This is a genomic window from Rhizobium sp. UFLA01-1127 (assembly GCF_059803845.1).
Genome location: NZ_JAUQTZ010000006.1, coordinates 73,931 through 85,853, shown reverse-complemented (window position 1 = coordinate 85,853; position 11,923 = coordinate 73,931). Strand labels below are relative to the sequence as shown.

The following is an 11,923-nucleotide window of genomic DNA, read 5'->3' as shown; positions in this document are numbered from 1 at the left end:
AATTAGAGCTTGACCCAGGCGCCGTTGCGCTTCGAGGAAGCGACACAAGCCTCGACGAATGCCACCCCCTTCACACCGTCATCGACGGTCGGATAGATCACGGCCGGATCGACCGCCACACCCTTCTTGCGGGCATTGATGGCGCGTGCGGCCTCGGTATAGATCGTAGCGAAGGCTTCCAGATAGCCTTCCGGATGCCCCGACGGGATGCGCGAGACGCGCGCCGCGGCGGCACCAGAACCAGCACCGTTTCGCGTGATCAACCGCTTCTGGTCGCCGAACGGCGTGTACCAGAGATAGTTCGGATCGGCCTGTGTCCACTCTATGCCGCCCTTCGTGCCATAGACCCGGAGCTTCAAGCCGTTCTCATGGCCGGGCGCCACCTGGCTGCACCAGAGCATGCCTTTAGCCGGCTTTTCCTTGCCCCTCGCCTTGAAGCGCAGCAGCACATGGCCGTTGTCATCGAGACGGCGGCCTTCAACGAAGCTATCGAGATCGGCGGCAAGGCTGTCGAGCTCGAGGCCGGTGACGAAGGACGCGAGGTTATAGGCATGCGTGCCGATATCGCCAGTGGAGCCGCCGGCGCCGGATTGGGCCGGATCGGTGCGCCATGCCGCCTGCTTCTGGCCGGACTGCTCGATATTTTCCGTCAGCCAGTCCTGAGGATATTCCACCTGTACGATACGGATATCGCCGAGTTCGCCATTCTCCACCATCTCGCGCGCCTGACGGACCATCGGATAGCCGGTATAGTTATGCGTGAGGATGAAGAGCGCGCCGCTCTCGTCGGCCACCTTCTTCAGCTTCTTGGCATCGGCGAGATTGGAGGTCAGCGGCTTGTCGCAGATGACGTGGATGCCGCGACGCAGGAATTCCTTGGCGGCATCGTAATGAACATGGTTCGGCGTGACGATCGAAACCGCCTCGATGCCGTTCTTCAGCTTGGCTTCGCGGATCGCCATCTCGCGATAGCTAGAATAGGTGCGCGAGGGATCGAGACCGAGATCGCGGCCGGATGCCGCGGCCTTTTCCGGCGATGACGAGAGCGCGCCGGCGATGAGATCGAACTGGTCGTCGATACGCGCGGCAATGCGATGCACCGCGCCGATGAATGCGCCGGCGCCGCCGCCCACCATGCCAAGCCGGATGCGCGGCTCCCGCGTCTGTTCCGATGATCCTTCGATTGCCATTTTTGTCCTCCTGAGAATTGAATTAAATATCCCTTCTCCCAGCGGGGAGAAGGTGGCCCGAAGGGTCGGATGAGGGGGATTTCGGCGAACACAGCTTTCGCTTGCCGCTCAAGGCACTCGTCGCGACGCTCCTCGTCCCCCTCATCTGTCCTTCGGATATCTTCTCCCCGCTGGGGAGAAGAGGAAATTACGACAGCCCCAGCATGCGCCGGTTGGCGGCCTGATCCGTGCCGCTGCCGGCGAAGTCGTCGAAGGCCTTTTCCGTGACGCGGATGATGTGTGCCTTGACAAATTCGGAGCCTTCGCGGGCGCCGTCTTCGGGATGCTTCAGCGCGCATTCCCATTCGACCACGGCCCAGCCGTCGAAATTATTGGCGGTCATCTTCGAGAAGACGGCACCGAAATCGACCTGACCGTCGCCCAGCGAACGGAAGCGGCCCGCGCGCTCGACCCAACCCTGATAGCCGCCATAGACACCCTGGCGCCCGGTCGGATTGAACTCCGCATCCTTGACGTGGAACATCTTGATGCGGTCCTTGTAGATGTCGATGTTCTCGAGATAATCGAGGCACTGCAGGACGTAATGCGAGGGATCGTAGAGCATGTTGGCGCGCGGGTGGTTCTTTACGCGCTCCAGGAACATCTCGAAGGTGATGCCGTCATGCAGGTCTTCGCCCGGATGGATCTCGTAGCAGACGTCGACTCCGTTTTCGTCGGCATGGTTGAGGATCGGCGTCCAGCGGCGGGCAAGCTCCTCGAAAGCGGTTTCGACGAGGCCGGCCGGGCGCTGCGGCCAGGGATAGATGAAGGGCCAGGCAAGCGCGCCCGAGAAGGTCGCATGCGCCTTGATGCCGAGATGCTTGGAAGCGGTCAGCGCCATCTTCACCTGTTCGACGGCCCATTCCTGACGAGCCTTCGGATTCCCTCGCACTTCCGGCGCCGCAAAGCCGTCGAAGGCTTCGTCATAGGCCGGATGCACGGCAACAAGCTGGCCCTGGAGGTGGGTGGAGAGCTCGGTAACCTCGACGCCGTTGGCGCGAGCGACACCGGCGAATTCGTCGCAATAATCCTTGGAGGAGGCCGCTTTCCTCAGGTCGATGAGCTGGCTTGCCCAGGTCGGAACCTGCACGCCGATATAGCCGGCATCGGCCGCCCATTTCGTGATCGAATCCCACGAATTGAACGGTGCTGCATCACCGGCGAACTGGCCGAGAAACAAGCCTGGCCCCTTGATCGTCTTCATCAATAATTCCTCCCTAATCGCGTTCTGTAAACGTTTTCGATGCCTTCCGGACCCATATCCGAGGCGGCTAGGATGCCTTAGCCTCACAAAACTATAGGGTCTTCAGGATGAAAGTCGAATGCCTTCCGACCTAATCACGGCCAGCCGCCGACGGCAAGAGGTACGTGCCGCAAAATTTCCATTGCATATGAAACGAGCCGCCATCCGCATAAAAAAACGCCCGCCGAAGCCGGCGGGCGTATCTGTCTGAATCAGCCGATCAGAACGGTGAATCGGCGAAGTAGAAGTCCTTGGCATTGTCCTTGGTTACGAGCGTCGCGTCGAGGATGTAGTTGCCGCGAACCGGAACCTGATTGTAGAAATTGGCAGCCGTCAGCTCCATGGCCGTGCCGACCATTGCCGGCGGATAGAGCACGTCGACCGGGATCAGCTTGTCGCCATCCATGACCTTCTTCACCATGTCCTTCGAGCCGGCGCCTGCGATGATATACTTGATGTCGGTGCGCTTGGCCTGATCGATCGCCTGCAGCACACCGACGGCCATGTCGTCATCCTGACACCAGACGACATCGATCTTCGGGAACTTGGTCAGATAGTCCTGCATGACCTTGAAGGCATCGTCGCGGTTCCAGTTGCCATACTGGCGGTCGAGAACCTTGACCTTCGAGCCGGCAATACCCTTGTCGAAACCGTCCTGGCGCTGCTGGTCGATCGGGATCGGCAAGCCGCGAATGACGACGACCTGCGCGTCCGGCGTATTTTTCTTGATGTATTCGCCTGCCGTCTGGCCCAGCGCCGGATTGTTGCCGGCGACGTAAAGGTCGCGGACGGAATTGTCGTTGTTGCTCGGCGCACGGTCGACGAGCGTCACGAACTTGCCCTTGTCCTTGACTTCCTTGATGGCGTTGACGAGCGGATCCGGGTCCGACGGCAGGATCACGAGGGCGTCGATGCCCTGGGTCTCAAGGTCCTGGACCGCGTTGGCCTGGCTTGCGGCATCGGGCGAAGTCTTGACGATGACGTTGAGCCCCGGATGCTCCGCCATCAGGAGCTTGGCGACACGCTCGGCATGGAACACCACGCCTGATGTCCAGCCATGGTCGGCGGCCGGAATGGAAACGCCGATAGTCACCTTCTTGTCCGCGGCATGAACGGCACCGGCCAAAGCCACCATCGCGACCGCGAGCCCCAATAGTTTTTTACGCATGTTCTTCCTCCCAGATAGAGACAGGGCCTTGTCATTAAGGACCGGGCGCCCCCTGACCCGGTTATTCACGATCTACGCACGAGCGAGCGCTGAACGAGCATGGCGATGATGATGATCGCACCCTGGATGGCGCCGATCAGATACTCGCTGATGAAATTGGAAAGCAGCATGATATTGCCGACGAGTTCCAGGATGAAGGCGCCGCAGATCGTGCCCCATACCCTGCCCGCGCCACCCTTCAATGCCGTGCCGCCGACGACGACGGCGGTGATCGCCTGCAGTTCCCAGAGAATGCCCGTCGTTGCCGAGGTCGAGCCGAGCCGCGGCACGTAAAGAAGCACGGCGATAGCGACACAAAGGCCCTGAATGACGAAGGCGATGGTGCGCACGCGGTTGACCGCGATCCCCGAATAGCGCGCAACGTCGCTGTTGGAGCCGACGGCGACGACATGGCGTCCGTAGCGGGTACGGTAAAGAATGAATGCGGCGATGCCCGTAACCGCGAGGATCACGATGATCGGGACCGGCACGCCGAAAATGGAGCCGAAATAGGCCGGACGGTAGAGTGCCTGCAGTTCCGGCGAGCGCAGCGTAATCGCTCCGCCCTGCGACAGCCAGGTCGTCAGGCCCCGATAAACGCCCATCGTGCCGAGCGTCGCGATGAAGGGCTCGATCTTGCCTACGGTGGTAATCAGGCCATTGGCAAGGCCGCACAGCGCGCCCGCCACGATCCCGAAGGCCACGGCCGCGGCCAGCATCAGAGTGGGATCGGCAATGACGCCGGAATTCATCAGCAGGATCATCAAGCTCGCCACGAAGGCGACCATCGACCCAACGGAAAGATCAAGGTCGCCTGCCGAGATCACAAAGGTAGCGCCGACCGCGATGATGGCAATGAAGGCGCTTCGGGTTGCGACATTGGCGAGATTGGTAATGCCGATGAAGTTGGGGTTGACCAAGGCGCCCACGATCAGAAGCAGCACCAGCGCTGCAAACGGCGCAACGGCCCTCAGATCGACATCCCGCCAGGAGCGCCCTCGCCGGCTGGCCTTGCCGCTGCTGTCTTCACCCACGCTCATAACCAAAACCAACCTCCCGTCCCATGATTGCTGGGAATTTGCCCTGCTCTCCGCCGCCCTTTCAGGCGGCCGTCTTTTTCTTCAGGCCCGCCGCATAACGCATGATTTCCTGCTCGGAGATTTCCTCGCCTTCGAGCACGCCGACGATCCGGCCTTCGCGCATAACGGCAACCCGCGTGCAAAGCCCGATGACCTCGGGCATTTCCGAGGACACCACGATGATCGAATGGCCGTCGCGCGCCAGCGCCGAAATGAAATGATAGATCTGCTGCTTCGTGCCGACATCGATGCCGCGCGTCGGTTCATCGATGATGATGATCTGCGGCTCGGTCTCCATGATTTTCGCCAGAAGCAGTTTCTGCTGATTGCCGCCGGACATACGGCCGGCAACGATGTTTCCGTCGCGCACGCGGATATCGAAACGGCGGCGCGCTCGTGTCAGCGCCTTCGCCTCGCTGGAGGCGCTAAGATAACCGAACTTGCCGTGCCGATCGAGCGACTGGAGCGTCAGGTTGACGGCCATGCCCGAGTTCAGCAGCAAGCCCTTGGATTTCCGGTCCTTGGTCATATAGGCGAGGCCGGCATCGATGGCGGCGTGCACATCGTGCGGCGGCACAGTCTGGCCGTTGGCGACGACTTCGCCGGATGCGCGCGAGCGCAGACCGACGATCGCCTCCATCAGCTCGGTCCGGCCCGAGCCGATCATGCCGGAAAAGCCCAATATCTCGCCCTTGCGCAGCTCGAAACTCGCATCGCGGACATAACCGGTCGAAAGCGAACTGACGCTCAGCACCACTTTCTCGTCGACATCGGGCTCGCTCTTGGCCGGATAGAGGCTGGAGAGTTCGCGTCCGACCATCAGCTGGGCGATCGATTCGCCGTCGAGCAGCGAAGTCGGCGACGTCTTCACCCATTGGCCGTCGCGCAGGACCGTGACGCGATCCGTCAGCTCCATGACTTCATCGAGCTTATGGGAGACGAAGACGAAGCTGGTCCCCTGATCGCGCAGCTTGCGCACCTGCTTGAACAGGAAATTGGTTTCCTCGCGCGACAGGACGGCGGTCGGCTCGTCCATGAAGACGATGCGCGCATCGCGGCTGATCGCCTTGGCGATTTCGACCATCTGCTTGTCGGCGATGGAAAGCGAGCGGATCATGGCATTCTCGTCGACATGCGATCCGAGGAGATCGAGCACGCGCCGCGTTTCCTCGCGCATGAGCTTGCGGTCCAGAACGCCGAAGCGCGTGACTTCGCGGCCGAGAAACAGGCTCTCGGTGACGGTCAGATGCTCCGCGAGATTGAATTCCTGATGGATGATGACGATGCCGAGCGCCTCGGCAGCGCCGTTCGGCGGCAGCTTTACCGGCCTGCCATCGAGAAGGATTTCGCCTGAGGTCGGTTGCTCGAATCCGGACAGGACCTTGACGAGCGTCGACTTGCCGGCGCCGTTTTCACCCATGAGCGCATGGATTTCGCCGGCTCGCAGATCGAAGTTGACGCTGAACAGCACCTGCACGCCGTTGAAGGACTTGGATATCCCTCTCGCAGACAGCACGACCGCACCGTCGACGGCTTCCGAACTCATTGAATCCTCCCTGCGGTCCCACCCGCTCTCCACGGTATGTAAACCTTTACATACATCGTGTAAAGGTTTACATCATTGGATATCGTACAAAACTTCGCGGTTACCTTTGACCTCCACGTAAGTCTGTGTAGTCTCCAGCCCGAGACGAGACCCCAAGGCAGAGCGCAGTGTCGAATTCCACGCCCGCAACTATCGAAGACGTCGCCCGAATTGCCAATGTTTCGATCGCAACGGTTTCGCGGGCCATCCATACACCGGAGAAAGTCGCCAATTCGACGCGGCTGAAGGTCAATCAGGCTATCGCCGTCACCGGTTATACCACCAATGCCATGGCGCGCAGCCTCAGGCTCGGCCGTTCGAACATGATTCTGGTCGTCGCGCCCGATATCGGCGACCCCAACTTTTCCAATATCCTGATAGGCCTGGAGAACGAAGCCCGTTCGCATGGCTACGGGATCCTCATCGGCCACACGCAGAACGACGCGCAGCGCGGGCTGGAATATTTGAAATTCCTGAATTCAAACCAGGCGGCGGGGCTCATCCTCTTCACCGGCATCCTGCCCTTCGGGCACCAGACGATGACGGCACGGCTGCCGCCGAGCGTCGGCGTTTTCGAACCGGTCTTCAACGGCGGCATTCCCTACGTGGGCGTCGACGATATCGCCGGCGCCCGCAAGGCAGTGGACCTCCTGATTGCCGAAGGTCATCGCAAGATTGCCTTCATCGGCGATTCCCGCACCCGCCTCGCCTATAGCCGCAGACGCATGGGCTATGAAGCCGGGCTGGATGCCGCCGGTATCGGCCACGATCTGCGCATCGTCCTGGACGGCGACGGTACCATCGAAAGCGGGCGGCTGGCGGTCGAGCAGCTCTTCATGCGCGACACGCTGCCGACAGCCTTCATGTGCGTCAACGACCAGACCGCGATCGGCGTGATGATCGGCCTGAAAACACGCGGCTACGATATCCCTGAAGATTTCTCGGTGACCGGTTTCGACGACGTGCCGCAGGCCGTCTTCATGACGCCGTCGCTGACGACGGTCCGGCAGCCGCGCACCGCCATCGGCAAGCATGCCATGGCGCTTTTGCTCGAACTGCTTTCTGATGGCGAGCCGCCAGAGACGGAGATCCTGCTGCGGCCGGATCTCGTGGTGCGAAACTCGGTTTCGGCACCGTCGCGCACGCGACGATAGGCAGGTGTCGCGATGCCGCTCGGCAGGCTGATCCTGTATGTCCGCGATGTGGAGGCGACAATCCGCTTCTACGAGAAGCATTTCGGATTCAAGCCGCATCGTCAGGAGGGCGATCGGATTGTCGAGCTGCTCGCTCCGGAGGGCGGCGCCAATCTGATGATCCATCCAGCAGCCAAGGCGCAGAAGATGGGTCAAGCGCTGGTAAAACTGGTGTTCGACGTTGAGCATGTCGAAGCTTTCCGCGCAAGATGCGTGGAGAAAGGCCTTGAGTTCGGCCCCATGCATCAGGCCGATGGCTGTATCTTCGCCAACGCCAAAGACCCTTCGGGAAATTCCATATCCATTTCCAGCCGCGCCTTCAGGCCGAAGTCGGGAGGCGATGAACCACCGCCTCCCGAAGCTGTCGATCAAACGTAGCGATTGACGATGTTTTCCAGGAGTTCCTGCTTGCCGGACTTCGGCTGCGGGTTGACGTCCTTGGTCTCGACCCACTGGGCGATCTGGTCGAGCGAGTATTCGCCGCGCAGCAGCTTCTGTCCTTCGGCCGAATCCCAGCCTGCGTAACGGTCGGCGAGCGGCTTGGAGAGCGCCTTATCCTCGATCATCTTGGCAGCAGCCTTCAGGCCGCGGGCGCAGCAATCCATGCCACCGATGTGGCCGATGAGCAGGTCTTCCGGATCGAGCGACTGACGGCGCAGCTTGGCGTCGAAGTTCGTGCCGCCGGTCTTGAAACCGCCGCCTGCCAGAACCTGGTAGTAGGCCAGCGTCATTTCCGGAACGTTGTTCGGGAATTGGTCGGTATCCCAACCGGACTGGTAGTCGTTGCGGTTCATGTCGATCGAGCCGAAGATGCCGAGCGCATTGGCAAGCGCCAGCTCATGCTCGAAGGAATGGCCGGCGAGGATCGCATGGCCCTGCTCGATGTTGACCTTCACTTCATTTTCCAGGCCGTACTTCTTCAGGAAGCCGTAAACCGTGGCGACGTCATAGTCATACTGGTGCTTGGTCGGCTCCTGCGGCTTCGGCTCGATCAGGATCGTACCCTTGAAGCCGATCTTGTGCTTGTACTCGACGACGAGGTTGAGGAAGCGGCCCATCTGGTCCAGCTCACGCTTCAGGTCGGTGTTGAGCAGCGTCTCGTAACCTTCGCGGCCGCCCCAGAGGACGTAGTTTTCGCCGCCGAGCTTGTGGGTTGCGTCCATGCAGGTCTTCACGGTTGCCGCCGAAAAGGCGAAGACATCCGGATCAGGGTTCGTGGCGGCGCCCGACATGAAGCGGCGGTTGGAGAAGAGGTTTGCCGTGCCCCACAGCAGCTTCACGCCGGTATCGGCCTGCTTCTTGGCGAAATAGTCGACGATCTCGTTGAGGTTCTTGGTGTTTTCGGCAAAATTCTTGCCTTCCGGACGCACGTCGGCATCGTGGAAGCAATAATAAGGAGTGCCGAGCAAGGTGAAGAATTCGAAAGCGACGTCGGCTTTCAGCTTCGCGGCTTCCATCGTGTCGTTGAACCACGGGCGCAAGAAGGTCTGGCCGCCGAAGGGATCGCCGCCTGGCCAGGTGAAGGTGTGCCAGTAGGCGACGGCAAAGCGCAGATGATCTTCCATGCGCTTGCCGGCAACGACTTCGTCCTTGTTGTAATAGCGGAAGGCCAGCGGATTGGTGCTGTCGGGGCCTTCGTACTTTACCTTGCTGATGTCACCAAAAAATCCGGTGCTCATGTCTTGTCTCCTTGGGTTTTGGGTACTGCTAGTGTTCTTCATTTGTCGGAAGCCCCCTCATCCGACCCTTCGGGCCACCTTCTCCCCACGGGGAGAAGGGTATGGGCGGCTGCCGCAATCTCGGCCTCCCCTCTCCCCTCGGGGAGAGGGCAGGGTGAGGGGGTTTCCCTCAAACTACGCTCAGCGGCTTGATCGCCGGATAAACCGCCCGGTAGCGCCTGTAGGCATCCGCATAGGCATCCGTCAGTGACGCCACGGGATCGATCGTGCCGGCCGTCTGCGGCGGTGTGCAGACCGAGACAGGGTCGGCGCCGGTGGCGGCGATCAGGCCGAGACGCGCTGCACCGAAAGCAGCACCGAAATCGCCGTCGGCCGGCAGGTCGACGGGTACGCCGAGCGCGGTCGCGATCGAGGCCAGCCAGTAGCGGGAGCGCGATCCGCCACCGATGGCGGTCACGCGCGCAATGTCGGTGCCGGCCGAGCGCAGCGCTTCCAGATTGTCGCGGATTGCAAAGGAAACACCTTCGAGCACGGCCTGCGTCAGCACGGCGCGGCCGCTCTCATGACCGAGGCCGATGAAAGCGCCGCGGATGGTCGCGTCGTTGTGCGGCGTGCGCTCGCCCGAGAGATAGGGAAGGAAGGTGACACTGGTCGGCGCCTTCAGCGTCTCGCCAAGCTCGGTGGTGAGTTCGGCGGCGGACTTGCCCGTCACATGCGAATGCCAGTTCAGGGCGTCGGTAGCCGAGAGGATGACGCCCATCTGGTGCCAGGTGTTGGGCAGCGCGTGGCAGAAGGCATGGACGGCGCTTTCCGGCTTCGGCAGATAGGAGCCGTTGGCGGCAAAGAGAACGCCAGACGTTCCGAGCGAAACGAAAGCCGCGCCGTGGCGGACCGTGCCCATACCGCAGGCCGAGGCCGCATTGTCCCCTGCCCCGCCGGCCACGACGACATCGCCGCCGATACCCCATTTCGAGGCCAGTTCGCCGCGCAGCTTGCCGGCGGCCTCCGTGCCTTCGACCAGCGTCGGCATCTGCTTCTCGTCAAGATCGGTGGCCGCCAAAAGCTCGGAAGACCATTTGCGCTTGCCGGTATCGAGCCAGGACGTGCCGGCGGAGTCGGACATTTCCGACATATGTTCGCCCGTCAGCCACAGGCGCAGATAGTCCTTCGGCAACAGCACCCAGCGCACTTTAGCGAAAATCTCCGGCTCGTGCTTGGCGACCCATGCAAGCTTCGGCGCCGTGAATCCAGGGAAGACGATATTGCCGGTCAACGCGCGGAAACGCGGATCGGCATCCAGCGCGGCAGCCTCATGATAGCTGCGGGTATCGTTCCAGAGAATGCAGGGACGCAGCACCTTGTCATCGGCGTCGAGCAGCGTCGCGCCGTGCATCTGTCCGGAAAGGCCGATGCCGCGTACGGCCGCCAGCTCCTTCGGATGCGCGGCTTTCAGCCCGGCAACGGCTTCTTCCGTCGCGCGGATCCAGTGGGCGGGATCCTGCTCGGACCAGCCGGAATGCGGACGCGATACGTCGAGCCCGCCATTGGCGGAGCCGACGATCTTCTGATTGCCGTCGATCAGCATCGCTTTGACGCCGGACGTTCCGAGATCGAGACCCAAATACATCAGATATTACTCCCTATGCTCTGCCGCGTTCGAATGCTCAGGGCAGATTATCCTTCAAGAAAATGTCGAGACGAATGCGCTCCTGGTCGGCGATAACAGCTTGACCGTCGGCGGTCGCCTTCATGACGCGGATGGCGCTGCGGACCTCATGGCCGGCATCTTGATTGAGAACGGCGTCGATCGTGCCGTCCAGCAGTGCCGCCCGCGTATGCTGCGTCAGCTCATGCACGACCACGGTCAGCTCACGTTCAGGCCGTACGGCCTTCAGGGCCGCGATCAGACCGCGGTTGCCGGCGCCAAGACTATAGATGCCGATGATATTCCTATTCTCGGAGAGCGCTTTGGAAACGAGCGATCGGGTTCGCTCGGGATCATCTCGCCCTTCCAGCACGGGCAGCAGCCGCAACTTGGGAAATTCCTCCGCCATCACGGCGGAAAAGCCCTGCAGGCGCTCTCGGTGGTCGCGCACCAGCATGGAGCCGGCGAGAACGGTCAGATCGCCATCGCGTCCGCCCAGAAAGCGCCCGAGCAGCCGGGCAGCGGTGCGGCCGGCGGCGATATTGTCGATGCCGGCATAATGATGGCGGGTGGAATCGGTGAGATCGGAGACCAGCGTAACGACGGGAATATGCTCCGACACCAGCCGGTCGACGGCGGCCCGGACTTCCGGCGCATCGGTCGCCACCAGGGCAACACCGGCGATATTCTGCCCCAGCAGCGCGTCAAGCGCGGCCACGAGCGCCGGCACATCGAAAGCCGGCACTTCGACGATGCGGATATCCGTGCGCTCTATGCTCGCGCGCAAGGTCGCGTGATGCACTTCCGAGCGCAGCCCGTGCATGAAGGAATTGTCGCCGGTCGGCACGATGAAAACGAAGGGATAAATGCGGCCCTTCGCCAGATTGGCGGCGGCGACATCGCGGATATAGCCGATCTGTCGGATTGCCTCCTCCACCTTTTCGCGTGTCACCAGCCGCACACCGGGCCGCTGGTTCAGGACGCGGTCCACGGTAGCGAGGCTGACGCCCGCCGCGGCGGCGATGTCATGCACGGTCGGTCTCATCGGTTCCTCCTGCAGAAA

At 61.6% G+C, this 11,923-nt stretch carries 10 protein-coding genes; 2 read left to right on the top strand and 8 right to left on the bottom strand.

All coding sequences use genetic code 11. From position 1 onward, the window contains the following. Positions 1 to 2: 2 nt before the first annotated feature. The 5 genes from Q4Q11_RS02935 to Q4Q11_RS02915 form a co-directional block, all read right to left on the bottom strand. Positions 3 to 1,190 carry a Gfo/Idh/MocA family protein gene (locus Q4Q11_RS02935; RefSeq protein WP_112502830.1) on the bottom strand — a complete coding sequence of 396 codons (1,188 nt, stop codon included), beginning with the start codon at positions 1,188 to 1,190 and terminating at the stop codon, positions 3 to 5. A 187-nt stretch (positions 1,191 to 1,377) separates the two neighbouring features. Beyond that, positions 1,378 to 2,433, bottom strand: coding sequence for a sugar phosphate isomerase/epimerase family protein (locus Q4Q11_RS02930; RefSeq protein WP_498568550.1), 1,056 nt, complete (start codon positions 2,431 to 2,433; stop codon positions 1,378 to 1,380). 259 nt (positions 2,434 to 2,692) lie between these two features. Beyond that, positions 2,693 to 3,640: a substrate-binding domain-containing protein gene (locus Q4Q11_RS02925; RefSeq protein ID WP_113216482.1), complete on the bottom strand. Its 948-nt coding sequence runs from the start codon at positions 3,638 to 3,640 to the stop codon at positions 2,693 to 2,695. 65 nt (positions 3,641 to 3,705) lie between these two features. Beyond that, complete coding sequence (locus Q4Q11_RS02920; protein ID WP_112502824.1) at positions 3,706 to 4,719, bottom strand: ABC transporter permease; 1,014 nt, start codon at positions 4,717 to 4,719, stop codon at positions 3,706 to 3,708. Between the two features lie 61 nt (positions 4,720 to 4,780). Then, positions 4,781 to 6,304, bottom strand: coding sequence for a sugar ABC transporter ATP-binding protein (locus Q4Q11_RS02915; RefSeq protein ID WP_498568549.1), 1,524 nt, complete (start codon positions 6,302 to 6,304; stop codon positions 4,781 to 4,783). Between the two features lie 167 nt (positions 6,305 to 6,471). On the opposite strand from Q4Q11_RS02915, the gene Q4Q11_RS02910 reads away from it, so the two are divergent. After that, complete coding sequence (locus Q4Q11_RS02910) at positions 6,472 to 7,497, top strand: LacI family DNA-binding transcriptional regulator (RefSeq protein ID WP_112502819.1); 1,026 nt, start codon at positions 6,472 to 6,474, stop codon at positions 7,495 to 7,497. Between the two features lie 12 nt (positions 7,498 to 7,509). Further along, positions 7,510 to 7,914, top strand: coding sequence for a VOC family protein (locus Q4Q11_RS02905; protein WP_112502816.1), 405 nt, complete (start codon positions 7,510 to 7,512; stop codon positions 7,912 to 7,914). On the opposite strand, the gene xylA is transcribed toward Q4Q11_RS02905, so the two are convergent. The 3 genes from xylA to Q4Q11_RS02890 all read right to left on the bottom strand — a co-directional run bounded on the left by xylA (position 7,905) and on the right by Q4Q11_RS02890 (position 11,905). Continuing rightward, on the bottom strand, positions 7,905 to 9,215 hold the full coding sequence (gene xylA / locus Q4Q11_RS02900; protein WP_498568548.1) for a xylose isomerase: 1,311 nt from the start codon (positions 9,213 to 9,215) through the stop codon (positions 7,905 to 7,907). The genes Q4Q11_RS02905 and xylA overlap by 10 nt on opposite strands. Before the next feature lie 169 nt (positions 9,216 to 9,384). Then, the gene (gene xylB, locus Q4Q11_RS02895; protein WP_498568547.1) at positions 9,385 to 10,842 is read right to left on the bottom strand and encodes a xylulokinase; all 1,458 of its coding nucleotides are present in this window, start codon (positions 10,840 to 10,842) and stop codon (positions 9,385 to 9,387) included. A 37-nt stretch (positions 10,843 to 10,879) separates the two neighbouring features. Further along, positions 10,880 to 11,905, bottom strand: a complete 1,026-nt coding sequence (locus Q4Q11_RS02890) for a LacI family DNA-binding transcriptional regulator (RefSeq protein ID WP_498568546.1) — start codon at positions 11,903 to 11,905, stop codon at positions 10,880 to 10,882. Between the last annotated feature and the right edge of the window lie 18 nt (positions 11,906 to 11,923).